This is a genomic window from Bradyrhizobium brasilense, from assembly GCF_029714345.1.
In the GTDB taxonomy this organism is placed as follows: domain Bacteria; phylum Pseudomonadota; class Alphaproteobacteria; order Rhizobiales; family Xanthobacteraceae; genus Bradyrhizobium; species Bradyrhizobium australafricanum.
In genome coordinates this window covers 7,900,214-7,924,700 of sequence record NZ_CP121669.1, presented here as the reverse complement: position 1 = coordinate 7,924,700, position 24,487 = coordinate 7,900,214, and the positions used below count along the sequence as shown (strand labels likewise).

22 protein-coding genes are annotated in these 24,487 nt (G+C 65.1%); 15 read left to right on the top strand and 7 right to left on the bottom strand.

Annotation, left to right across the window (positions count from 1 at the left end; all coding sequences use genetic code 11):
* Positions 1-78 precede the first annotated feature (78 nt).
* Complete coding sequence (locus QA635_RS36575) at positions 79-1,743, top strand: thiamine pyrophosphate-binding protein (protein WP_283064704.1); 1,665 nt, start codon at positions 79-81, stop codon at positions 1,741-1,743.
* 284 nt (positions 1,744-2,027) lie between these two features.
* Here the strand turns inward: QA635_RS36575 and QA635_RS36570 are convergent, their stop codons facing one another.
* The gene (locus QA635_RS36570; RefSeq protein ID WP_283064703.1) at positions 2,028-3,413 is read right to left on the bottom strand and encodes an LLM class flavin-dependent oxidoreductase; all 1,386 of its coding nucleotides are present in this window, start codon (positions 3,411-3,413) and stop codon (positions 2,028-2,030) included.
* 230 nt (positions 3,414-3,643) lie between these two features.
* On the opposite strand from QA635_RS36570, the gene QA635_RS36565 reads away from it, so the two are divergent.
* From QA635_RS36565 to QA635_RS36555, 3 genes are all read left to right on the top strand, one after another.
* Positions 3,644-5,029 carry a M20 family metallopeptidase gene (locus QA635_RS36565; RefSeq protein WP_283064702.1) on the top strand — a complete coding sequence of 462 codons (1,386 nt, stop codon included), beginning with the start codon at positions 3,644-3,646 and terminating at the stop codon, positions 5,027-5,029.
* A gap of 227 nt (positions 5,030-5,256) precedes the next feature.
* Entirely contained in the window at positions 5,257-6,540 is a 1,284-nt protein-coding gene (locus QA635_RS36560; RefSeq protein WP_283064701.1) for an MFS transporter, read from the top strand.
* Positions 6,541-6,788: 248 nt separating this feature from the next.
* Positions 6,789-7,634, top strand: a complete 846-nt coding sequence (locus QA635_RS36555; RefSeq protein ID WP_092086729.1) for an IclR family transcriptional regulator — start codon at positions 6,789-6,791, stop codon at positions 7,632-7,634.
* A gap of 216 nt (positions 7,635-7,850) precedes the next feature.
* On the opposite strand, the gene QA635_RS36550 is transcribed toward QA635_RS36555, so the two are convergent.
* From QA635_RS36550 to QA635_RS36540, 3 genes are all read right to left on the bottom strand, one after another.
* Positions 7,851-9,359: a tripartite tricarboxylate transporter permease gene (locus QA635_RS36550; RefSeq protein ID WP_028341157.1), complete on the bottom strand. Its 1,509-nt coding sequence runs from the start codon at positions 9,357-9,359 to the stop codon at positions 7,851-7,853.
* A 6-nt stretch (positions 9,360-9,365) separates the two neighbouring features.
* Positions 9,366-9,851 (bottom strand): tripartite tricarboxylate transporter TctB family protein, encoded by a 486-nt coding sequence (locus tag QA635_RS36545; protein ID WP_283064699.1) that lies wholly within the window; start codon positions 9,849-9,851, stop codon positions 9,366-9,368.
* 158 nt (positions 9,852-10,009) lie between these two features.
* The gene (locus QA635_RS36540; protein WP_283064698.1) at positions 10,010-10,975 is read right to left on the bottom strand and encodes a Bug family tripartite tricarboxylate transporter substrate binding protein; all 966 of its coding nucleotides are present in this window, start codon (positions 10,973-10,975) and stop codon (positions 10,010-10,012) included.
* A gap of 387 nt (positions 10,976-11,362) precedes the next feature.
* On the opposite strand from QA635_RS36540, the gene QA635_RS36535 reads away from it, so the two are divergent.
* The 7 genes from QA635_RS36535 to QA635_RS36505 all read left to right on the top strand — a co-directional run bounded on the left by QA635_RS36535 (position 11,363) and on the right by QA635_RS36505 (position 17,058).
* Positions 11,363-11,779 carry a hypothetical protein gene (locus QA635_RS36535; protein WP_283064697.1) on the top strand — a complete coding sequence of 139 codons (417 nt, stop codon included), beginning with the start codon at positions 11,363-11,365 and terminating at the stop codon, positions 11,777-11,779.
* Positions 11,776-12,639, top strand: a complete 864-nt coding sequence (locus tag QA635_RS36530; RefSeq protein ID WP_283064695.1) for an alpha/beta fold hydrolase — start codon at positions 11,776-11,778, stop codon at positions 12,637-12,639. Before QA635_RS36535 ends, QA635_RS36530 begins: the two co-directional genes overlap by 4 nt.
* Before the next feature lie 30 nt (positions 12,640-12,669).
* The gene (locus QA635_RS36525) at positions 12,670-13,587 is read left to right on the top strand and encodes an amino acid ABC transporter substrate-binding protein (RefSeq protein ID WP_225162203.1); all 918 of its coding nucleotides are present in this window, start codon (positions 12,670-12,672) and stop codon (positions 13,585-13,587) included.
* 151 nt (positions 13,588-13,738) lie between these two features.
* On the top strand, positions 13,739-14,470 hold the full coding sequence (locus QA635_RS36520) for an amino acid ABC transporter permease (RefSeq protein ID WP_283064693.1): 732 nt from the start codon (positions 13,739-13,741) through the stop codon (positions 14,468-14,470).
* A gap of 2 nt (positions 14,471-14,472) precedes the next feature.
* The gene (locus tag QA635_RS36515; protein ID WP_283064692.1) at positions 14,473-15,165 is read left to right on the top strand and encodes an amino acid ABC transporter permease; all 693 of its coding nucleotides are present in this window, start codon (positions 14,473-14,475) and stop codon (positions 15,163-15,165) included.
* A gap of 69 nt (positions 15,166-15,234) precedes the next feature.
* Complete coding sequence (locus QA635_RS36510) at positions 15,235-15,966, top strand: amino acid ABC transporter ATP-binding protein (protein ID WP_057015476.1); 732 nt, start codon at positions 15,235-15,237, stop codon at positions 15,964-15,966.
* A 231-nt stretch (positions 15,967-16,197) separates the two neighbouring features.
* Complete coding sequence (locus QA635_RS36505; protein WP_028332971.1) at positions 16,198-17,058, top strand: D-amino-acid transaminase; 861 nt, start codon at positions 16,198-16,200, stop codon at positions 17,056-17,058.
* Between the two features lie 243 nt (positions 17,059-17,301).
* Here the strand turns inward: QA635_RS36505 and QA635_RS36500 are convergent, their stop codons facing one another.
* From QA635_RS36500 to QA635_RS36490, 3 genes are all read right to left on the bottom strand, one after another.
* Complete coding sequence (locus tag QA635_RS36500; RefSeq protein ID WP_028332972.1) at positions 17,302-17,760, bottom strand: carboxymuconolactone decarboxylase family protein; 459 nt, start codon at positions 17,758-17,760, stop codon at positions 17,302-17,304.
* Between the two features lie 27 nt (positions 17,761-17,787).
* On the bottom strand, positions 17,788-19,404 hold the full coding sequence (locus QA635_RS36495) for an MDR family MFS transporter (protein WP_283064691.1): 1,617 nt from the start codon (positions 19,402-19,404) through the stop codon (positions 17,788-17,790).
* A 368-nt stretch (positions 19,405-19,772) separates the two neighbouring features.
* A complete protein-coding gene (locus QA635_RS36490; protein ID WP_283064690.1) occupies positions 19,773-20,921 on the bottom strand; it encodes an HlyD family secretion protein in 1,149 nt (382 codons plus the stop codon).
* A gap of 142 nt (positions 20,922-21,063) precedes the next feature.
* On the opposite strand from QA635_RS36490, the gene QA635_RS36485 reads away from it, so the two are divergent.
* The 4 genes from QA635_RS36485 (at position 21,064) to QA635_RS36470 (ending at position 24,484) form a co-directional block, all read left to right on the top strand.
* The gene (locus tag QA635_RS36485) at positions 21,064-21,975 is read left to right on the top strand and encodes a LysR family transcriptional regulator (protein WP_283064689.1); all 912 of its coding nucleotides are present in this window, start codon (positions 21,064-21,066) and stop codon (positions 21,973-21,975) included.
* 245 nt (positions 21,976-22,220) lie between these two features.
* The gene (locus tag QA635_RS36480; protein ID WP_225164260.1) at positions 22,221-23,057 is read left to right on the top strand and encodes an IS5 family transposase; all 837 of its coding nucleotides are present in this window, start codon (positions 22,221-22,223) and stop codon (positions 23,055-23,057) included.
* Between the two features lie 124 nt (positions 23,058-23,181).
* Positions 23,182-24,153: a tripartite tricarboxylate transporter substrate binding protein gene (locus QA635_RS36475; RefSeq protein WP_283064688.1), complete on the top strand. Its 972-nt coding sequence runs from the start codon at positions 23,182-23,184 to the stop codon at positions 24,151-24,153.
* Between the two features lie 145 nt (positions 24,154-24,298).
* Positions 24,299-24,484, top strand: a complete 186-nt coding sequence (locus QA635_RS36470) for a DUF3311 domain-containing protein (protein ID WP_038384255.1) — start codon at positions 24,299-24,301, stop codon at positions 24,482-24,484.
* Positions 24,485-24,487: the final 3 nt, after the last annotated feature.

The window sequence follows — 24,487 nt, the reverse complement described above, 5'->3', positions numbered from 1 at the left end:
TCGATTGCCCCTCGCGCGCAAGTTTGGTCATCTCCCTTGATCCCCGTCGGCCAACGCGCCGACAGGCCTGGAGGGAACATGAAGAATCGCATTACCGGCCGCTCGGCATTTTTGGCGCTGCTGAAGGATGAGGGCGTCACCCATCTGTTCGGCAATCCCGGCACCACCGAATTGCCGATCATGCACGCGCTGAAGGACCATCCCGATCTCACCTATGTGATGGCGATGCAGGAGAGCCTGGTGGTCGCGATGGCCGATGGCTTCAGCCGCGCCTCCGGCAAGCTCGTCGCCTGCAACGTCCATGTCGCGCCCGGCCTCGGCAACGCGATGGGTTCGCTCTACAATGCGAGCTTCACGGGCACGCCGCTGATCCTCACTGCCGGGCAGCAGGAACAGGGCCATGGCCTGACCGAACCGGTGCTCTACGGTCCGCTGGTGCGGATGGCGACGCCGCTGGTGAAATGGGCGGTCGAGGTAACGCGGCTCGAAGACCTGCCGCGCATCGTGCGCCGCGCCGCCAAGATCGCGACCACGCCGCCGACCGGGCCGGTGTTCATCTCGCTGCCCGGCGACATCCTCAATTCCGAAGCCGGCATCGAGCTCGGCCGCTCCACCCGGATCGACACGCGGGTGCGGCCGTCGGAGGATTCGCTGAAGGCGCTGGCCGCGCGCATCCTGAAAGCGGAGCGACCGGTGATCGTCGTCGGCGACGAGATCGTGAAAAGCGATGCGCTGCGCGAGGCGGCCGATCTCGCCGAGACGCTGGGCTGCCCGGCCTGGCAATCGCCGACGCCCTATGGTTCGCACTTCCTGTCCGAAAGCCCGAGCTTCATGGGCGCGATCGCGCGGCTGCAGAAGGTCGCGCGCGACGTGCTGGCGCCGCATGACCTGCTGATCGCGCTCGGCGGCGATCCGCTGCGGATGTCGGTTTACAGCGAGGTCGATCCGCTGCCGGACGGGCTCTCGATCGTGCAGGTCGGCCTGGTCGACAGCGACCTCGCCAGGAACTATGGCGCCGAGATTGCGGTGAAGGCGGACGTGAAGGAAACGCTGCGCGCGCTGGTGCCGGCGTTGAAGGAAGTCGGCGGCGGCGCGCTGGAGACGCGTGCCAGGCAGGGACTCGCGGCGCTGTCGACGAAAAACTGGGCGGCGAAGCGGAAGGCGCTGGTCGAACAGGTCTCGAAGGCGAGCCAGACCTCGCCGATCGATCCGGACTGGCTGGCGCTGCAGGTCGTGGAGGCGATGCCCGACAACGCGATCCTGGTCGACGAGGGCCTGACTTCGTCGCGCCAGATCATCGGCTTGCGGCCGCATCGCGACCGCTACGGCTATCACGCGCTGGCCTCCGGCGGCATCGGCTGGGGCCTGCCGGCCGCGGTCGGCGTCAGCCTCGCCAATCCGCAGCGCCCGGTGGTGTGCTATTCCGGCGACGGCTCGTCGATGTATTCGATCCAGTCGCTGTGGACCGCAGCCAATCACAAGCTGCCGCTCAACTTCGTCATCGTCAACAATGGCGGCTACCGTATCATCAAGCAGCGCCTGCTCGCCTTCCATGGCGACGATCATTACGTCGGCATGGACTTCATCGATCCGCCGGTCGATTTCACCGCCCTCGCACGCTCGCTTGGGCTCGAGGCGATCAGGATCACCGACCCGCAGGAGCTGAAGAGCGCCATGAAGTCGGCGTTCAGCCGTCCGGGCGCGAAGCTGATCGAGGTGGTGGTGAGCAATTCGGTGAATTGAGATTTCGCTGCGTGCTCAATCCATCCCCGTCACCCTAAGGAGCGCGAAGCGCGTCTCGAAGGGTGCACGGCCCGGCCGGTGGCCGTCGATCCTTCGAGACGCGCGCAAGAGCGCGCTCCTCCTCAGGATGACGGGATGGGCAGACGTGTGTGCCGCGTCATGGCGAGGAGCGAAGCGACGAAGCAATCCATGATCCCGCATATGCGGAACGATGGATTGCTTCGCGGAGCCTGTCATCCGGCGGCGCTTCGCGCCGACCGGGTGGCTCGCAATGACGGCGCGGATCACTCCGCCGCAGCGCTACGCTTCACCCGATACCGGCTCGCCGGATGCGTCGCGTCGAGCCTCGCACGCCCTTCGCCGAACAGCTTCTCGCGCAAGGTGCCCTTGGCATACTCCCGCTTGTAGCGGCCGCGCTTGACGAGCTCCGGCACCAGCATGTCGGCGATGTCCTCGAAATCGCCGGGCGAGATTGCGAATGCGACGTTGAGGCCGTCGACGTCGGTGTCCTCGAACCATTGCTCGATCTTGTCGGCGACCTGCTCGGGCGTTCCGACCACCACGGGGCCGGCGCCGCCGATGCCGACATGCTCGGCGACCTCGCGCACGGTCCAGACCCGGTCGGGATCGGCGCGGGTGACGTTGTCCATCGCGGAGCGGCCGGCGTCGTTCTGCACGTGGCGGACCTCCTGGTCGAGCGAATAGGTCGAGAAGTCGACGCCAGTCCAGCCCGACATCAGCGCCAGTGCGCCCTCATGGCTGATATGGCTGCGATATTCGGCGTACTTCGCCTTCGCCTCCGCCTCGGTCGGCGCCACCACGATGCACATCATCGAGAACATCAGGATCTCGGCCGCGTTGCGGCCTTTTGCGGCGGCGAGTTCGCGGATCGCCGAGACGCGTGGACCGATCACCTTCGCCGACGGTCCCGACATGAACACGCATTCGGCGTGCTCGGCGGCGAACTGCCGGCCGCGCGGCGAAGTGCCGGCCTGGTAGAGCACCGGCGTGCGCTGCGGCGACGGCTCCGACAGGTGGATCGCGTTGAGCCGGTAGTTGTTGCCGTCATGGCGTACCGGATGCACCTTGCTCGGATCGGTGAAGATGCCGCGCGCGACGTCGCGGATCGCGGCGTCGTCCTCCCAGCTGCCTTCCCAGAGCTTGTAGACCAGCTCCATATATTCGTCGGCGAGCTCGTAGCGGTCGTCATGCGCGGTCTGCTTGTCCTTGCCGGCGCCGCGCGCGGCGGAATCGAGATAGCCGGTGACCACGTTCCAGCCGACCCGGCCGCCGGTGAGGTGATCGAGCGTCGACATCCGCCGCGCGAACGGGTAGGGCGGCTCGAAGGAGAGATTGCTGGTGACGCCGAAGCCGAGATGTTCGGTCACCGCGGCCATCGCCGGGATCAGCATCAACGGTTCGTTGGCCGGGGTCTGCGCCGCGTTGCGCAGCGCCGCATCCGGATTGCCGGCATAGACGTCGTAGACGCCGAGCACGTCGGCGAGGAACAGCCCGTCGAACCGGCCGCGCTCCAGCGTCTTCGCCAGATCGATCCAGTAGGACAGCTTGTTGTAGTCCTTGGTGCGGTCGCGCGGATGGGTCCACAGCCCCGGCGACTGATGCGCCACGCAGTTCATGGCAAAGGCGTTGAGCCGGATTTGTTTTGTCATTGTAGAAACCTTGGTCGAAACCTTGCGCGCCGTGCTGCCCGGTCGATGCCGGGTGTCCCGCTTCAACTTGTTGCGACTTCCCACGTTTTGGCAAGGCCCATTCGCATTTCGCGCCCTTCCGGTCGCGAGCCGATCCCGATAGGTTGCGCCCCTCCAGAAGCATGATCGGGACGCAAAGCGTGGCGTTCCGGTGCGATCATGCCAAGACGCGACCGGACGAAGGAACAATCATGGCGACACGGGCCGACGCAATCGCAAAGGTGCGAGAGCATTTTCAATCGGGAGAGTTCTTGAAGGAACTGGACCGCAGGGTCGGTTACCAGACCGAGAGCCTGAATGCCGACAAGGCCGATGCGCTGCGCGCCTATCTGGTGGAGAATCTGCAACCGGCCTTCGCCGAGCTCGATTTCAAGACCCACCTGATCGAGTCGCCGACCGGCCGCGGGCCCTATCTGATTGCCGACTATCAGGAAGACGCTTCGCGGCCGACCGTGCTGACCTACGGCCATGGCGACGTCGTCGACGGCATGGTCGGCGAATGGCGCGACGGGCTCAATCCCTGGCAGACCACGGTCAAGGGCGAGCGCGTCTATGGCCGCGGCACCGCCGACAACAAGGGCCAGCATTCGATCAACATGGCGGCGCTGCGCGCGGTGAAGCAGGCGCGCGGCGGCAAGCTCGGCTTCAACGCCAAATTCATCATCGAGACCGGCGAGGAGATCGGCTCGCCCGATCTGCGCGAGGTCTGCGAGGCGCATCGCGAGGAGCTGAAGGCCGACCTGTTCATTGCCTCGGACGGGCCGCGGCTGTCGGCGGAGCGGCCGACCATCTTCCTCGGCTGCCGCGGCGGCAACCGCATCCATCTCGACGTCAATCTGCGCGAGGGCGGCAACCATTCCGGCAATTGGGGCGGCGTGCTCGCCAACCCCGCCACGATCCTGGCGAGCGCGATCGCAAGCCTGGTCGACGGCAAGGGCCGCATGAAGCTCGAGATCCTGAAACCCCCGCCGATCTCGAACCGCGTCCGCGCCGCGCTCGCCGACGTCGAGGTCAAGCCGACGGCGGACGAACCGGCGCTGGCGGAAGACTGGGGCGAGGAGGGCCTGACCGCGGCGGAGCGGCTCTATGCCTGGAATACGCTCGAAGTGCTGGCGATGTCGTCGGGCAACATCGAAAAGCCCGCCAACGCGATTCCCGGCAAGGCCAACGCCGTGCTGCAGCTCCGCTTCGTCGTCGGCACCCGGCATCTCGAAGTGATCGACGCGGTGCGGGATTATCTGCACAACAACGGTTTCCCGATGGTCGAGGTCTCGGGCACGCAGCGCTTTGCCGCCTCGCGCACCGACATGGACAGCCCGTGGATCGACTGGGCAGCGAACTCGATCCGCGCCACCACCGGCAAGGCGCCGGCGGTGCTGCCGAATTTCGGCGGCTCGCTGCCGAACGACGTGTTCTCCGAAGGCCTCGGCCTGCCGACGATCTGGGTGCCGCATTCCTATCCGGGCTGCTCGCAGCACGCCCCCGACGAGCACATCCTGCTGCCGGTGACTGAGGAGGCGCTGACCATCATGGCCGGCCTGTTCTGGGACCTCGGCGAGGCAAAGCACAAGGGGTGAGGAGCTAGGCTCGCTTGTTCCCCCGTCATCCTGAGGTGGCCGCTTCTTCAGCGGCCCTCGAAGGATCGACGGCCACCAGTGGGGCCGTGCATCCTTCGAGGCTCGCAAGAGCTCGCACCTCCAGCGACAAATGCGAAGCCTTTGCGCGGGGATGACGGAAGACTTGCACGGCCGGGGGGCGGCCATGACGAGTTGCAAGGCCGGTGCTTATACCGGAAGGAATTCGAATGACGTTATCGACGCCGATTAGCTCCGAAGCCGACGTTACGACCAAGAAAAACATCACCCGCCTGATCGTCGCGACTTCGGTCGGCAATGCGCTCGAATGGTACGACATCTCGGTCTATGCCTACTTCGCGGTGTATCTCTCCAAGGCGTTCTTCCCGGCCAATGATCCGACCACCTCGCTGCTGTTGACCTTCGGCAGCTTCGGCCTGTCGTTTCTGATCCGCCCGATCGGCGGCGTCGTGCTCGGCGCCTATGCCGACCGGCACGGCCGCAAGGCCTCACTGATGCTGTCGATCGTGCTGATGACGCTGGGCACGCTGGTGCTGGCGCTGATGCCGACCTATCAGACCATCGGCATCCTGGCGCCGATCGCGGTGCTGCTGGCGCGGCTGGTGCAGGGCTTTTCCGCCGGCGGCGAGTTCGGCTCCTCGACCGCGTTCCTGGTCGAGCACATGCCGGAGCGACGCGGCTTCGTGGCGAGCTGGCAGTTCGCGAGCCAGGGCGTCAGCGGTCTGTTGGGCGCCGGCTTCGGTGCGCTGCTGACCTCGCTGATGAGCCCGGAGGATTTGCAGTCCTGGGGCTGGCGGCTGCCGTTCCTGTTCGGCGTCTTGATCGGCCCGGTCGGCATCTACATCCGCAACCATGTCGACGATGCGACCCCGCCGCCGGCGGCGAAGCAGGAATCGCCGGTCAGGGAAGTGTTCGCGCGGCAGAAGCTCGCCACGATGCTCGCGATCGGCGCGCTCGCGGTGTCGACCGCGGTCAACTATTTGATCGTCTACATGCCGACCTATGTGGTGAAGACGCTCAACCTCGCGCCGTCGGTCGGCTTTATCGCCTCGTTCGCCGCGCAGACCGCGGTTGCGCTGCTGGCGCCGATCGCAGGCATGGTCTCCGACAAGATCGGACGCACCACCCACATGATCCTGTTCGCGCTGCTGTTGCTGGTGTCGATCTTCCCGGCCTTCCTCTTGCTCACCGGCCAGCCGACGCCGATGATCATCCTGATCGGCGTGCTCTGGCTCGGCGTCCTCAAGTCGCTGTATTACGGGCCGCTCGCCGCGCTGATGTCGGAACTGTTTCCGGCGGCGACGCGTGCGACCGGGCTCGGTCTCAGCTACAATATCGGCGTCACATTGTTCGGCGGCATGGGGCCGGCGATCATGACCTGGCTGGGCGGCTTCGCGCCGATCGGCGAGCTCGCGCCGGGCTATTATCTCACCGCGGTCTGCATCCTCAGCCTCTGCGCGCTGTTCACGATCCGCAGGCTGCGGCTGGCGTAGCGCATGATCCGAAAAAGTGCGAAGCGGCTTTTTCGAAAGGATCATGCTAACCGCATCAGATTTCGTGATGCGAAATTCAAATATCCTTATTGTTGCACAGCAGCGTAGATAGTCGAAATCAAAGTTTCATCTGACGAAAGTATACGGTGTCCGGCGCGCGTCATCCGTCCTAGGATGATGTCCGCCGGGCGCGTCTAAACGTTGTGCCCGGTTCAGGATTTGGAATTGACGGCAAGGAAGGCCAGGGCATGAATGCCTCCACGACTGCGACCGCGCGGACCAGCCGCAAGAGGCCACTGCCGGAGCCGGGCCAACCCGACAAGTTCAACGCGATCCAGAAGGTCTGCGCGATCCTGCGCGTGCTGGCGCAGCGCTCGCCGCTGCGGCTCACCGACATCGCCGACACCACCTCGCTGAACAAGGCGACTGCGCTGCGCATCCTCAACTCGCTGATCGAGGAAGGCTTCGTCAGCCGCGTCGCCGGCGCCAAGACCTATGAGCTCGGCCAGGAGGCGCGGGTGATGGCGGTCGGCGCGCGCCGTTCGGTCGACATCGCCGAGCTGGCGCAGCCGAGCCTGCTCCGGCTGTCGGAGCGCTCGGCCGATACCGCGCTGCTGTCGGTGCGATCCGGCGTCGAGGCGCTTTATCTGGCGCGCTCGGTCGGCAACCATCCGCTGCAACCGAACTATCTGCAGATCGGCAGCCGCCGTCCGCTCGGTGTCGGCGCCGGCGCGCTGGCGCTGCTGGTCTGGCTGCCGGATGCCGAGATCGAGGCTGTGATCGAGGTGATCGTGCCGCGGCTGGCGAAATCGCCGCGCATCACGCCGAAGTTCCTGCGCGAGCGGATCGCCATGGCGCGCAAGGCCGGCCACACCGTGCTGATCGACGCCGCGTTCCCCGGCATGGGCGGCGTCGGCGTGCCGGTCCGCGACGATGCCGGCGAGGTGGTCGCCGCGCTCTCGATCGGCGCCGCGTCCGACCGCATCCGCCGCCGCGAAGGCGAGCTGGCCGACATGCTGAAGAAGGAAGCCCAGGTGCTGGCCCGCGCGCTGGCCCAGGCGCCGAAGAACGGGCGGGGCGTGAAAGCGGGTTGAGCTGCCACTTCGCCTCTCCCCGCGTGCGGGGAGAGGCCGCAACGCATCGTCAGATGCGCTGCGGGTGAGGGGGAGCCTCCGCAGATACTGCTATCACCGTGCTTGCGGAGGCAGTCCTCACCCCAACTCTCTAAGAGCGAGCTCCGCTCGTCTCGACCCCGTAAGAACGGGGCGAGGGGGCGCGCTGCCGGCGCGGCTGAAGTCGGGCTCGCTCTCCTACGCCCCCTCATCCAGCGCCACCAGCTCGCGCTTCTTGCGCAGCGAGGGCAGCAGCGGGCCGACCAGCAGCACCAGCGCGAAGGCGAGGCAGATCGCCGAGATCGGCCGTTCCACGAAGGTCATGAGATCGCCCTGCGAGAGGATCAGCGACTTGCGCAGGTTGTTCTCCAGCATCGGCCCGAGCACAAAGGCCAGCACCAGCGGCGCCGGCTCGTAGCCGAGCTTGCGCATGAAATAGCCGATCACACCGAACGCGATCATGACGTGGACGTCGAACACGTTGTTGCTGGAGCAGTAGACGCCGATTATCGTGAACAGGATGATCAGCGGGAACAGCACGTTGTAGGGCAGCCGCAGCAGCTGCACCCACATGCCGATCATCGGCAGGTTGAGCACCAAGAGCATCAGGTTGCCGATATACATGCTGGCGACGATGCCCCAGAACAGCGTCGGGTTCTGCGAGATCATCAGCGGTCCCGGCTGCAGGCCGTGGATCACGAAGGCGCCGAGCAGCAGCGCCATCACCACGTTCGGTGGGATGCCGAGCGTCATCAGCGGAATGAAGGCGCCGCCGGCCGCGGAATTGTTGGCCGATTCCGGCCCCGCGACGCCCTCGATCGCGCCGTGGCCGAAGCGCTCCGGATGCTTCGAGAGCCGCTTCTCCAGCGCGTAGGAGGCGAACGATGCCACCACGGCGCCGCCGCCGGGCAGGATGCCGAGGAAGAAGCCGAGCACCGTGCCGCGTGCCACCGGCCCGGCGCTGGCCTTCCAGTCCTCCTTGCTCGGCAGCAATTGGTTGATCCTGGTCTTGATGATGTCGCGCTTGATCGCTTGCTCGGTGTTGAGCAGCACCTCGGCGACGCCGAACAGGCCCATCACGACCGGCACCAGGCCGATGCCGTCGATCAGCTCGAGGCGGCCGAAGGTCAGCCGCGGCTGCGCCGTGATGCTGTCGAGCCCGACCAGGCCGAGCACGACGCCGATGCAGGCCATCAACAGCGCCTTGGCCATCGAGCCCTGGGTGAGGAAGGTCAGCACCACGAGGCCGAGCACCATCAGGCTGAAATATTCGGCCGGCCCGAACGCGATCGCGACGCTGGCGAGCGACGGCGCCACCAGCATCAGGGCGATCAGCGCGAAGGTGCCGGCGATGAACGAGCCGAAGGCGGAGATGCCGAGCGCGGGGCCGGCGCGGCCCTGCTTGGCCATCTGGTGGCCGTCGATGCAGGTGACGACGGAAGCCGCTTCACCCGGGATATTGACCAGGATCGAGGTGGTCGATCCGCCATACATCGAGCCGTAATAGATGCCGGCCATCATGATGATGCCGGATTCCGGCGTGCCGGACAGCGTCACCGGCAGCAGCAGCGACATCGCCGAGATCGGGCCGATGCCGGGCAGCACGCCGACCAGCGTGCCGATGAACACGCCGATGAAGCAGTAGAGCAGGTTGATCGGCAGCAGCGCGACGCCGAGGCCGTGGGCGACGTTGACGAGGGTATCCATGGGCGCTCAACCGATCTCGAACATGCCGCTCGGCAGCTGGATCGCGAGCAGGTGCTTCAGCACCCACCACATCCCGAGCGGGGCAAGGATGGACAGCGGGATTGCCAGCGACCAGCGCACCGGATCGATCACGCGGAGCAGCAACAGCATCAGCGGGATCGCCGACAGCAGGAAGCCGAGCGGCTCCAGCACAAAGGCGAATGCGGTGAGGCAGACGATAACCAGCACCGGCTTGCCCCAGCGCGCATTCTCCCAGCGCGAGGCGAAGGTCGGGCCGCCCTCGGTGACCGCCGCGATCATGATCGATGCCGCGAACACGCACATCAGGATGCCGGTGTAGAACAGCACGTAGCCGGAGCCGGGATCGTTGATGGTGCCGAGCTTCAGCTTCAGGCCCGACCAGATCACGAAGGCGCCGAGCCCGAGCCCGATCAGCCCGCCCCAGAGCTCGGAGTTGTTGAGGCGGAATTTGACGTTGGTTTGGTCTGTCATGGGAAGCGGCCTTTAGATCACCGTCGTCCTGAGGTGGCGGAGCGCAGCGTAGCCCTCGAAGGGCGGCGGTGCCCGTGTCCATCCTTCGAGGCGAGCCGCAAGTGCGGCTCGCACCTCAGGATGACGCCTGTGCTCATGGTGAGCCTAACTCGAATTCTCTACTTCTTCGCCAGCCCGAGCGTGTCGATCACCTTGCGCTCGGACTCGGTGACCTCGCCCACGAACTTCTTGTAGTCCTCGGTGTTCTTGTAGTTCGGCACCATGTCGTATTTGGCCAGCGTTGCGATCACCGCCGGGTCCTCGATCGCCTTCTTGAAGGCATCGTGCAGCTTGGCGATGATCTTGGGGTCCATGCCCTTGGGGCCGGCGATGCCGAACGGCGAGTCATAGACCATGGGGTAGCCGAGCTCCTTCAGCGTCGGTACGTCCGGATAGTTCGGCGAGCGCGCGCCGGTCCACACCATCAACAGGCGGAGCTTGCCGGCATCGACCAGCGGCCGCCAGCCGGTGGAATCCGCCTGCAGCATGGTGTGCTGGCCGAGCACGGCCGCATTGGTCTCGGCGCCGCCTTTGAACGGCACCTGGGTCAGCTTGATCCCGGCCATCAGGGCGATCTGCTCCATGCCGACATGCAGCGAGGTGCCGGTGCCGGGCGTCGCATAGGTCACCTTGCCCGGGTTCTTCTTGGCGAAATCGACCACGTCCTGCCAGGTCTTGAACTGCGACTCCGCGTTGGTGGTGACGCCGAAGGTGTAGCCGGTGAGGTGGATGATGTAGGAGAAATCCTTCGCCGGATCCCAGGACACCTCCTGCATCAAGGGCAGGCGGAACACGGTGATCGGGATCTGGGCGATGGTGTAGCCGTCGGGCTTGGCGCCCGCGGCCATCGTCGCGGGGCCCACGGTGCCGCCGCCGCCCGCCTTGTTGTCGACCGCAATCGGCTGGCCCAGCACCTTCGAGGCGCTCTCGGCGATCGCGCGCATCGAGATATCGGTCGAGCCGCCCGCCGGCCATGGCACGATCAGCGTGATCGGCTTGGTCGGATAGTCCTGCGCGAGCGCCGCTGTTGACACCAGCATGCCGGCGGCGGCGAGCAGGACCATCAAGCGATTGCGGTGCGACATCTCGATCTCTCCCTTATGACCGCGTTCGATCGCGGCCGCGTCTTGTTCGGTGTTGGCAATGATCGTCCCTGTCATGCTGGGACCGAGCGCATTGGACAGAACGGGGCGGGCAACGGAAGCGCGAATTGCGCTCGAAGCGCCGGCTGCGACAATTGGTCTGCCGCGATTTGGCGCGACCTGCCGAGCCGCGGAATTCAATCGGCCTTTGGTCGGACGGATTAGCCGTTCCTGGCAATGTGCCGGGAGGGCGCGGGGTGTGCGCGCCTGACCGGCAAGCCGGGTTTGGTCAAGCGAATAATCAAGGGAACCCAAAGGCATCGGCGCCTTGCGGGATCGCGCGCTTGCCGTCATCATGGCGCCGCCCGCTGCAGGAACGCCGCCCGACAGATGACGCCATCGCCTGACGCCACCGACGACGCTGTGACGAGGGCGTTTGCCGGCCTTCCCGCGTTGCTCGACGAGGCCCCTCGGCTGCTTGCGCGCGGGCGGCTGCTCGATTGCGACTGCCTGATCGGCCCGATGGCGCGGCCGTTTCATGCCGCGATCCGCGCCGGGCGCATCGTCGAGCTTGCGCCTTCGCCGGTCCTGATGCGCTCCTGGCGCTTTTCCTATCGCGCGACGCCGCAGGCCTGGGCCGCCTATTGGCAGGCCGAGCCGAAGCCCGGTTGGCACGATCTGCTGGCGCTGACCAAGCGCGGCGAGGCCGTGCTGGAAGGCGACCTGCATCCCTTCATGGCGCATCTGCAATACTTCAAGGACCTGCTGGCGTTGCCGCGGCAGCATTTCGCGGCGGCCGTGTCATGAGCGGCAAGATCATGAACGGCCACATCGAGCCGATGGTCGGCCGCTACGTTCACGTCGAGATCGGCGGCGAACTGCACCGCATCTATTTCGAGGAGAACGGCACCGGCATTCCGCTGGTCTGCCTGCACACCGCGGGATCGGATGCGCGGCAGTGGCGCCATCTGCTCGCGGATACGCAATTTGCCGAAAATTTCCGCATCATTGCCTTCGATATGCCCTGGCATGGCAAGTCGAATCCGCCGATGAGCTGGACCGGCGATGAATACCAACTCACCACTGCGCGCTACACCGAGACCATCCGCGCTTTCTGCCGTGCGCTGCGGCTGGAGAAGCCTGTGGTGATGGGCTGCTCGATCGGCGGCCGCATCGTGCTTAACCTTGCGATCGAATATGCCGCCGAGTTCCGCGCGCTGATCGGGCTCGAGGCTGCCGATTTCCAGGCGCCGTGGTATGACACGAACTGGCTGAACCGGCCGGACGTTCACGGCGGCGAAGTCTGCGCCGCGCTGGTGTCCGGGCTGATCGCCCCGCAAAGCCCAGAGCCTGCGCGGATGGAAACGCTGTGGGCCTACAAGCAGGGCGGCCCCGGCGTGTTCAAGGGCGATCTGTATTTCTACCGTGTCGATGGCGACCTGCGCGGCCGGGTCGCGTCAATCGATACTAAAGTATGCAACCTCTATCTGCTTACGGGCGAGTATGATTTCTCCTGCACGCCTGAGGACACGAGGCGGACGGCAGCGGCAATAGGGGGCGCCAGCGTCACGATCATGGAGAAGCTCGGTCATTTTCCGATGAGCGAGAATCCGGAGCAGTTTCGCCGCTATATCGCACCCGTCCTCGCTGATATTCTCACGCACTAGAACGACCGTTTCCACGCAAGGAGTAGACGTATGACACGCAACTATCTGATCGGCTTCGCGCTCGCCGCCGCGCTCGGCGCGAGCCAGGCGCAAGCCCAGGAGCTGACCGGCACGCTGAAGAACATCAAGGACACCGGGGCGATCACGCTCGGCTACCGCGATTCCTCGATCCCATTCTCCTATCTCGACGACAACCAGAAGCCGGTCGGCTACGCCATGGACATCTGCTACAAGATCGTCGATGCCGTGAAGAAGGAGCTGAAGCTCGACAAGCTCGAGGTCAAGCTCAACCCGGTGACCTCGGCGACGCGTATTCCGCTGATGGCCAACGGCACCGTCGACCTCGAATGCGGCTCGACCACCAACAATGCCGAGCGCCAGAAGCAGGTCTCCTTCACCAACAGCCACTTCCTGACCGCCAGCCGCTACGTCACCAAGAAGGCGAGCAAGATCAATTCGATCGACGATCTGAAGGGCAAGACGGTGGTCTCGACCGCCGGCACCACCAACATCAAGCAGCTCACCGAGGCCAACCTCGCCCGCGGGCTGAGCGTCAATATCATCCCGGCCAAGGATCATGCCGAGGCCTTCCTGATGGTCGAGACCGATCGCGCGGTCGCCTTCGTGATGGACGACATCCTGCTCGCGAGCCTCGTCGCCGGCTCGAAGTCGCCGGATGACTACGTGATCTCCAAGGACGCGTTCTCCAAGCCCGAGCCCTACGGCATCATGCTGCGCAAGGACGACGCGCCGTTCAAGAAGGTCGTCGACGCCGCAACCGCCGCGCTCTACACCAGCGGCGAGGGCCAGAAGATCTATGACAAGTGGTTCACCCAAAAGATCCCGCCGAAGGGCCTCAATCTCAACTCGCCGGCTGGACCGGAGATGAAGAAGCAGTTTGCGAAGCCGTCGGACTCTCCGGATCCGGATGCCTATCTGGTCAACTGACCGCTGTGTATGACCCGTCGTCCCTTTTGGGAGCGGGTCCTGAAAGTTAGCATGTCCGGCCATTTTTGGAGGAGAATGGCCGGACATTTGCATAGACGCCGCGCGCGATGCCGGCGTATTGGCGTGACCGGCACGGCCGCGTGGGGGACCTGTGAACTATAATTGGAATTGGCACATCTTCCTTGAGCCGAACCCGATGGGGACCGGCACCTATCTCGACCTGTTGCTGTCGGGGCTGGTGGTCACCGTCAAGGTGTCGGTGCTGGCCTGGATCATCGCGCTGGTGTCCGGCTCGGTGATCGGCGTGCTGCGCACGCTGCCGTCGCGGACCGCGTCGTGGATCGGCTTCTGCTGGGTCGAGTTCTTCCGCAACATGCCGCTCTTGGTGCAACTGTTCCTGTGGTTTTTCGTGCTGCCCGAATTGTTGCCGCGGTCGGCCGGGCTGTGGCTGAAGCAACTGCCGAATGCGCCGTTCTGGACCGCCGCGATCGGCGTCGGCTTCTTCATGTCGGCGCGCGTCGCCGTGCAATTGCAGGCCGGCATTACCTCGCTGCCGCGCGGGCAGAAGCAGGCCTCGACCGCGCTCGGCCTCACCACGCTGCAGACCTATCGCTACGTGCTGCTGCCGATGGCGTTCCGCATCATCCTGCCGCCGCTGACCTCCGAATTCCTCAACACCATCAAGAACAGCGCGGTCGCCATCACCATCGGCCTGATCGAACTGACCGGCCAGGCGCGCTCGATGCAGGAGTTCTCGTTCCAGGTGTTCGAGGCGTTCACGGCGGCAACCGTGCTCTACCTGCTCCTCAATTTCGTCGTGGTAACCGCGATGCGCTTCCTCGAGCGCTATGTCGCGATCCCCGGCTACATCACGGGCAAATGACGATGATCGGCAGTTTCGATTTCGATGTCATCCGCCGCTCGCTGCCCTACCTGTTCCTGGAGGGCATGCGCTTCACGCTGACTTTGACCGCGCTCGCCGCGTTCGGCGGCCTGGTGTTCGGCACCCTGATCGCCCTGATGCGGCTGTCGAGCTACAAGATGCTCGGGCGCATCGCGGGCTTCTATGTCGACTTCATCCGCTCGCTGCCGCTGGTGCTGGTGATCTTCTGGTTCTACTTCCTGGTGCCGTATATCGGGCAGTGGCTGACCGGCGCGTCGCGGCCGATCACGGTCGGCGCCTTCGCCTCCTCGCTGATCACCTTTATTGCGTTCGAGGCGGCGTATTTCTCCGAGATCATGCGCGCCGGCATCCAGTCGATCTCGAAGGGCCAGCCGGCCGCGGCCAGCGCGCTCGGCCTGACCTACGCGCAGTCGATGCGCTACGTCGTGCTGCCGCAGGCGTTCCGCAACATGCTGCCGGTGCTGCTGACGCAGACCATCGTGCTGTTCCAGGACACCTCGCTGGTCTACGTGCTGTCGATCCCGGATTTCCTCGGCGCCGCCAGCAAGGTCGCGCAGCGCGACGGCCGCCTGGTCGAAATGTATCTGTTCGCCGCGCTGGTCTACTTCGTCATTTCCTGTATCGCGTCCTACGGCGTTCGCCGCCTGCAGGCGCGCATCGCCATCGTTCGCTGAGGCATGACCCGGAAAAGTGGGAACCGGTTTTCCGACAAGGTCATGCCTAAACAAAAAAGCTGAGCCATCATGATCGAGATCAACCACGTCAACAAATGGTACGGGCCGAGCTTCCAGGTGCTGAAGGACTGCACCACCAGCGTCGCCAAGGGCGAGGTGGTGGTGGTCTGCGGCCCGTCCGGCTCGGGCAAGTCGACCCTGATCAAATGCGTCAACGCGCTGGAGCCGATCCAGGGTGGCGACATCACGCTCGACGGCGTCAAGGTCAACGATCCCAAGACCGACCTGCCGAAGCTGCGCTCGCGCGTCGGCATGGTGTTCCAGCATTTCGAGCTGTTTCCGCATCTGCGCATCATCGACAATCTCCGCCTCGCGCAGGAGAAGGTGCTCGGCCGCAAGTCTGAGGACGCCACCGCCAAGGGCATGAAGCTTCTGGAGCGCGTCGGGCTGAAGGATCACGCGAAGAAGTTTCCCGCCGAGCTGTCCGGCGGCCAGCAGCAGCGCGTCGCGATCGCCCGCGCGCTGGCAATGGACCCGATCGCCATGCTGTTCGACGAGCCGACCTCGGCGCTCGATCCGGAGATGATCAGCGAGGTGCTCGACGTCATGGTCGACCTCGCCCGCGAGGGCATGACCATGATGGTCGTGACCCACGAAATGGGCTTTGCCAACAAGGTCGCCGACCGCGTCATCTTCATGGACCGCGGCGAGATCGTCGAGGACGCCAAGAAGGCCGACTTCTTCGGCACGCCGCGCAGCGACCGCGCGCAGAAGTTCCTGTCGAAGATCCTGCAGCACTGAGGGGCTGCGCATTGGCCAAACCCGTCATCCTGAGGAGCGCGTTAGCGCGTCTCGAAGGATGCACGGCCACCAGCCGGGCCGTCGACCCTTCGAGACGCGCGCAAGGGCGCACTCCTCAGGGTGACGGTAGTGGATTTACGCAGTTCACGGGCGCCGTCGGGAGGGTTTTCCCCCGTTAACAATTTGCGTATACGAAGGCCTGAAACCCCCTTCGTCCGCAGGAGAACTCGCGTGGAAAAGATCGCTTACGTCAACGGCTCGTTCGTGCCGCATTCGGAGGCCAAGGTCTCGGTCTTCGACCGCGGATTCCTGTTCGCCGACGGCATCTACGAGGTGGCGGCGGTGCTCGAGGGCAAGCTGATCGACAACGCCTCGCATCTGGCGCGGCTCAAGCGTTCGGTCGGCGAGATCCAGCTCGCGCTGCCGGAGACGCTGGAGCGGATCGAGGAGATCCAGAAGGAGCTGGTTGCGCGCAACGACCTCGTCAACGGCATGGTCTATCTCGAGGTCACCCGCGGCGCCGACAAGGGCCGCGACTTCGCCTTCCCGAAGGCCGACGTCAAGCCGACGCTCGTGATGTTCACCTCCGAAAAGGACATCATCAACGCGCCCTCGGCCAAGACCGGCATCAACGTCATCACGGTGCCCGACATCCGCTGGGAACGGCGCGACATCAAGAGCGTGGCGCTGCTGGCGCAGGTGCTGGCCAAGCAGGCCGCGGCCGCGGCCGGCGCCGGCGAAGCCTGGATGATCGAGGACGGCAAGGTCACCGAGGGCGGCTCGTCCTCGTCCTTCATCGTCACCCAGGACGATGTCATCGTGACCCGGCAGAACGGCAACGAGATCCTGCCCGGCTGCACCCGCAAGGCGGTGGTCAAGCTCGCCGAGGAACGCCAGCTGCGCATCGAGGAGCGCGCCTTCACGATCGAGGAAGCGCTCGCTGCCAAGGAAGCCTTCATCACCAGCGCTTCCGTGTTCGTGCAGGGCGTGGTCGCGATCGACGGCAAGAAGGTCGGAGGCGGCAAGGTCGGCCCGATCACCGACCGCCTGCGCGAGATCTACGTCGAGTTCGCCCGCGCGACGGCGGTTTGACACTGCCTAGGGTGGGTTAGCGCAGCGTAACCCACCGACTTTGCTCACCGCGGGAGAGAATGGTGGGTTACGTCTTCGGCTAACCCACCCTGCGGTCTGCACATCGCCTTGGCACCGTCACCTTGAGGCGGCCGCTTCTTCAGCGGCCCTCGAAGGGTCGACGGCCCGTCTGTGGCCGTGCATCCTTCGAGACGCCTGCTGCGCAGGCTCCTCAGGATGACGGGGATGGATCGTCCGCGCTGCTCACGCCGCCGCCTTCGCCTTCACCGGATGCACCGCGCGGAAGCCGATGGCGATCCGATTCCAGGCGTTGATCGCGCCGATCAGCGTGGTCAGGTTAACCAGCTCGCTGTCCGAGAATTGGGCGCGCACGGCCTCATAGTCGGCGTCGGGCGCATGCGTCTCCGCAACCAGCGTCAACGCTTCGGTCCAGGCCAGCGCCGCGCGCTCGCGCTCGCTGTAGAGCGGGGATTCGCGCCAGGCGTTGAGCAAATAGAGCCGCTGCTCGGTCTCGCCGTGCTTGCGGGCATCCTCGGTGTGCATGTTGATGCAGTAGGCACAGCCGTTGATCTGCGAGGCGCGGGTCTTGACCAGCTCGATCAGCGATTGCTCGAGGCCGCTCGCAGCGATCTGGTTTTCGACCGCGACCAGCGCTTTGATGGTCTCGGGTGCGGCCTGGTAGAAGTTCATACGGGGCTTCATGGTCGTTCTCCGTGGTTGTGGTTTGGGTTAGTGCGCACCGCCGCCAGCGAGCTGGCCCGGCTTCTTCAGGAAGAGTGTCGCCGCGAGTGCTATGATCAGCGCGACGCCGAGCAGGTAGAAGGTATCGCTGAAGGCGAGGATGTAGGCCTGCTTCTGCACGACCTTGCCGATCGCCGCGATTGCGCGGTGGGCGGCCGCGGCCTGGTCGGCGACGCCGTGGTTCATGAAATACTGCGTCAGCTGCTCAATCCGGTTGCGCGTGGCCTGTTCCAGCAGCGAGACCGACTGCATCAGCACGTTGGAGTGATATTGCTCGCGCTTGGTCAGCAGCGTCTGCAGCACGGCGATGCCGACGGCGCCACCGAGGTTGCGCATCATGTTGAACAGCGCGGAGGCCGAGCCCGCGTTCTCCAGCTCGATGCCCGCGGTCGCAACCGCAGACAGCGGCGCCATCACCAGCGCCTGGCCGATGGCGCGGACGATGTTGGGCCAGAACAGCTGGTCGGTGGCGTAGTCGTTGGTCATGAAGATGTTCATGAAGTTGGAGCCGGCGAACAGCGCGAAGCCGACGCCGATGATGAGGCGGGGGTCGAAGCGCTGCATCAGCCGCGGCACCAGCGGGATCAGCACGAGCTGCGGCAGCCCGGTCCAGGCCAGCACCATGCCGATCTGCTCGGCATTGTAGCCCTGGATGCGCGCGAGGTACTGCGGCAGGATGAACACCGAGCCGTACAGCGCGATGCCAAGCAGGAAGTTGGCCAGCATGCCGAAGCCGAAATTGCGGCGGGCGAGCAGGCGCAGATTGAGCAGCGGCTTCTCCACGGTGAACTCGACGATCAGGAAGGCGGCCAGCGCGACGGCGGCGATCACCGACAGGCGGACGATGAAGGGCGAGCCGAACCAGTCGTCCTTGTTGCCTTCCTCCAGCACGGTCTGCAGCGCGGCGAGGCCGATCGCCATGGTGATGATGCCGAGCCAGTCGCCCTGGCGGATCAGCGACAGCTTCATCGGGCTCGGATCGAGCGAGACGTAGAGCATCGCGATCATCACGGCGCCCGGCACCAGATTGACATAGAAGATGTACTGCCAGCCCCAGTTCTCGGTGAGATAGCCGCCGATGGTCGGGCCGATCGCCGGCGCGAACGTCGCCGACAGCGCGAACAGCGCGAGCCCGATCGGCTGCTTGGCCTTCGGCAGCAGCGTGATGATCAGCGTGAATGCCATCGGGATCAGCACGCCGCCGGTGAAGCCTTGCACCGCGCGCAGCGCGATCATCTGCGGCAGGTCCTGCGCCAGCGCGCACGCCGCCGAGAACACCAGGAACAGGAACGCATTGGTGAGCAGATAGATGCGCACCGAGAACACCTGCGCGAGCCAGCCGGAGAGCGGGATCACCACGATCTCGGCGATCAGATAGGAGGTCGAGATCCAGCCGCCGTCGTCGATCCCGGCGCCGATCGCGCCCTGCACATCGGCGAGCGAGGCGTTGACGATCTGGATGTTCAGCACCGCCATGAACGCGCCGAGCGTCGCCCCGATCACCGCGATCCAGGTTTTCGTGGGGATCGCCGGCGCCGCCGGCGCTGCGGGGGCGGGGAGCGCGGCGGCGTTCGCTGCGTCGGCTGTGGGGTGAAGTGCGGTCATCGAGATCGTCCTTGCTACCTACACAAGATGTATTAGGCGGCCGGTTTCGATAATCCGGGAAAGATTGGAAGGATTGTCCGGTAGAGGTTGATAATCAACGGCTGCGGCTGAGAGACCGACTGCGGTTATGACCACGGCACGACGGCTGCGTTTGGCCTGCGTGCTGTCGACTAGTGAGGTGAGCACGCCTCTCAAGCTCCCTCTCCCGCTTGCGGGGGAGGGTGGGGTGGGGGCTCTCTCCACAAGATGACTCGCGGAGAGAGCCCCCACCCGCAAGCGGGAGAGGCGAAGAGGGCGTAGACAGCAAAACGCGATCGACCACCGATGGGTGATCGATCGCGCGGAGCCAGCCGAAGAAGCGTTTGGTCCTATCCGCCGTGCTGCCGCGTCACTGATGCCAGCCGCCGCTTCTCCTCGCGCTCGGCCAGCACCGTTGCCTTGGTGTTGACGGTCGGGATCGCCGACATGCCGGGGCGCAAGAGGCCGGTTAGGCTGTGATCGTCGAGCACGATCTTCACCGGCACGCGCTGCACGATCTTGGTGAAATTGCCGGTGGCGTTGTCGGGCGGCAGCAGCGCGAATTCGAGGCCGCTGGCCGGCGACAGGCTGTCGACATGGCCCTTCAGCGTGGTGCCGCGAAAACTGTCGACCGTGAGCTCGACCGGCTGGCCGTTGCGCACATGGGTCAGCTGCGTCTCCTTGAAATTGGCGATCACATAGACCGCGTCCAGCGGCACCACCGCCATCAGCTGGGTGCCGGCCTGCACATATTGCCCGACGCGCAGCGTGCGGGCGCCGACCGTGCCGTCGACCGGCGCGGTGATCCGGGCGTAGGACAGGTTGAGCTCGGCCTGCTGTTCGACCGCGCGAGCGCGGTCCACCTGCGCTGCGGCCTGGGCGCGCTGCGTGGTCAGCACGTCGACCTTGCGCTGGGCCGCCGACAGCGCCGACTTCGCGTGCTGCAATTGCGCGGTGTTGGCGCGCAGCGCCGCGTCGGTCTGTTGCGCGCGCTGAATGGTCCCGGAGCCGGACTTCATCAGCCCGTCGTAGCGGGTCTGCTCCTCCTGCGCGAATTTCAGGTTGGCCTCGGCGGCGGTGACGTCGGCCGTGCTCTGGTCGATGATCGGCTGCTGCAGTTCGAGCTGGGCATCGAGGTTGCGCACCGAGGCTGTGGCGGCGTCGACATCCGCCTTGGCCTGACCGAGCGCGGTGCGGTAATCGCGGTCGTCGATCTCGGCCAGCAGCTGGCCGGCCTTCACCGGCTGGTTGTCGGTGACCAGCACCTTGGCGATGTAGCCCGAGACCTTCGGGGCGATGATCGTGGAGTCCGCCTTCACATAGGCGTCGTCGGTGGTTTCGAGGTAGCGGCCGGTGGTGACGTAGTCGTAACCAAAGTCGGCTGCCACGGCGGCGCCGATGATCGCGGCGAGCCCGAGCGCCACCCGCTTGACCGTTTTCCGCGACGGGCGGAGGCCGATTTTTGTTGCTTGTTCAGGGACATAAGTGGTGGTCGACATGACATCCTCCGGGTCGAACATTCGCGTCCTTCCAGAAAGGGCGCCCAGAACGCCCCTTAGATGCAATGTCCTCCCCGCTGTGATAATCCCGATAAAACTGGAAGCATTATCAAGCCAGCGCTGATAATCCGGACCTTGCCGCATGGATCGCCTAACCAGCCTGACCGCCTTCGTCCGGGTCGTGGACACCGGCGGCTTTTCCGCGGCCGGCCGCAAGCTCAACATGTCCACCACCATGGTGAGCAACCACGTTCAGTCGCTGGAGGACCGGCTCGGCGCCCGGCTGCTCAACCGCACCACGCGCAAGGTCAGCCTCACCGAGGTCGGCCAAGCCTATTACGACCGCTGCGTCCAGATCCTCGCCGACATCGAGCAGGCCGACGACATCGCGGGCGCGCAGCAATCGGTGCCGCGCGGCACGCTGCGCATCTTCACCAACACGCATCTGGTGCAGTTCCTGTCGCCGGCGGTGGCCGAGTTCCTCGCCACCAATCCCGAGGTCAAGGTCGATCTCACGATCGGCGAGCGCAATGCCGATCTGATCGACGAGAACTACGATCTCGCCGTGCGCATGGTGCCGCCGCCGGACTCCAGCCTGATCGTGCGCACCATCGCGACCTGGCGCCACGTGTTGTGCTGCTCGCACGGCTATATCGAACAGCACGGCAAGCCAACGCTGCTGGCCGACCTCTCAGCGCGCAACTGCATGCGCCACGCCAACTATCCCTATGGCGACGAGTGGCGCTTCGCCGACCGCAAGGGCACGCCGGCCGCAGTGCGCGTCTCCGGAAATCTGATTTCCAACAGCGGCGAAACCCTGAAGCTCGCGGCGCTGGCCGGCGTCGGCGTCTTCCTCGCGGCCGGCTTCCTGGTCCGCGACGAGCTGGAGTCGGGACAACTGGTCCGCCTGCTGCCCGAATACCGGCCGGTCGAGCTCACCATGAATGCTGTCTATCCGCACCGCCATCATCTCTCGGCGAAGGTCCGCACCTTCATCGATCTGCTGGTCCATCACGCCACCGAGCAGCAGAAGCTGATCAATCCGTATTCGTGAGCGGCGCGGGCGCTTGCGATGATGGCACGCGTGCGCCCTTTATCACCGTCATCCCCGCGCAAAGGCTTCGCCTTTGTCGCTGGAGGAGCCGCGCAGGGCGTCTCGAAGGATGCACGGCCCGGCTGCTGGCCGTTCATCCTTCGAGGCTCGCTCCGCTCGCACCTCAGAGCCTGACTGAAAAATGGGTGAGTGATCTCAGTGGGGTGTGATTCCATCGGATTTGCAAAGATTCGAGGGAGAGCACGATGCCCTGGACCAAGATCACTCGGGAGCAATATCGGCGGGACGATCTGCGTTATGCAAGCGATATGACCGATGCGGAGTGGGCGCTGATCAGACGCCTGTTGCCGCGAGCGAACCGGCGCGGCCGGCCGCGTAAGACGGAGTTGCGTCGTGTGATCGAAGCGATCCTCTATATCGTTTCGACTGGCTGCCAGTGGCGGGCGTTGCCGCAGGAGTTCCCGCCCTATTCGACGGTGCAGGGCTATTTTTATAGATGGCGGGATACAGGCCGGTGGCAGAGGATTGTCAGCGTGCTTGTCCGACGGGCGCGAAAAAAGCTTGGACGGACACCGAAGCCGACGGCAGCCGTGATCGACAGTCAAAGTGCGCCAACCACGCAAGCTGGCGGACCGCGCGGCTACGATGCAGGCAAGCGCATCTACGGCCGCAAGCGGCATATCGTGACGGATACCAATGGCCTCCTCCTTGGGGTTCATGTTCATCCGGCCAACGTTCAGGACTGCCATGGCGCCGTACCGCTGCTGAAGAACGTGCGGATGAACTTCCCCCGGCTGCGCCACGTCTTTGCCGACCGGATCTACCGCGGAAATCAACTCCTCGACGCGCTCTCAGACTGCGGTCCATGGACTGTCGAGATCGTCGAGCGGCCTCAAGGCGTCAAAGGCTTCCAGCTTCTGCCGAGGCGGTGGGTGGTTGAACGCACATTCGCTTGGTTCGGCAGATGCCGCCGCCTCGCCAAGGACTTCGAGGCGACGGTCGCAACCGAAGCTGCCTGGCTGCTGATTGCACACATCAGGCTCCTGACCCGCAGACTCGCGGCTGCAGCTAAGGTTGGGTGATTTATGAGTCAGACTCTCAGGATGACGGGACTAATAGTGCGACGTTCCTTCCGCGTCATGACCACCCGGCAGCCGTTGCATAGCCGTTGCGTGTATGAAGATCGCCCACCTGCCGGGGTCCGTCATGCCGCTTCGTCTCCTCGCATCACTCCTGTTCGCGCTCGCAGCAAACCTGCTGCTGCAACTGCCTGCGCGCGCCGGCTATCCCGACCACATCGTCAAGATCGTGGTGCCGTTCGCGCCGGGCGGCGGCACCGATGTCGTGGCGCGGACGCTGGCGCAGGAGATGCAGAAGGATCTCGGCGTCACCGTGATCATCGAGAACAAGCCGGGCGCCGGCACCATCATCGGCACGCAGAGCGTCGCGACGAGTCCAGCCGACGGCTACACGCTGCTGATGGCGACCTTCGCCAACGCGGTCAATCCGAGCCTCTACAGCAAGCTGCCTTATGATGCGCACAAGGATTTTGCGCCCGTGGCGCTGGTGGCGCGCTCGTTCAACGTTGTCGTGGTCAATCCCGCTTCGCCGATCAAGTCGATTGCCGATCTAATCGCGGCCGCGAAGGCCGATCCGCAGAAGCTGTCCTACGGCACCTATGGCACCGGCACCTCGGCGCATCTCGCCGGCGAACTGTTCAAGCACATGGCCGGGGTCAATCTCACCACCGTTCCCTACAAGGGCGCGGCGCCTGCCATCACCGACCTGATGGGCGGCCAGATTCAGGTGATGTTCACCACGGTGGCAAGCTGCGCCTCGCTGGTCGAGGCCGGGCAGCTGCGCGCGATCGGAGTGACGTCAGCCGAACGCTCGCCCGCGTTCCCGCAATTGCCGACGGTGTCGGAAGCTGGCGCCTCCGGCTATGTCGCCGAATCCTGGTACGGCCTCTACGCGCCGGCGAACACGCCGCCCGACATCATCGACCGCCTCAACAAGTCGGCGGCCAAGGCCGTGCAGGCGGAGGCCTTCAAGAAGCTCAGCGTCAATGAGGGCCTCGTGATGGTGGCCTCTCCTCCGGCCGAGCTCGACCGCTACTTTGCCGGCGAGGAGGTGCGCTGGCGCAAGGTGATAAAGGACGCGGGCATCAAGGCCGAATAGGCGGCATGCGCCAGGTGACGATCACATCTTTTTGCGTCGCATTGCCGTAACCGTGATTCTAGACGCAACGGACCGGTTCCTTGATCGTTGCCATGATCAGAGGAACCTCCCGCCTTGAGCTATGTCTTGCGTTGAAGAGTAGGCCATGTGGATTCTGTTGCTGCTGCCGTTCATCGGCTTGCTGTGGGTGCCGTTCTATAATTTCGTCGAGCCTTCCCTGTTCGGCTTTCCCTTCTTCTACTGGTACCAGCTCGCCTGGGTGCCGATCTCCTCGCTCTTGATCTGGCTGGTCTATCGCAGCCGCCGGCCCGATGCCGACGAGCCGCGGTGAGGG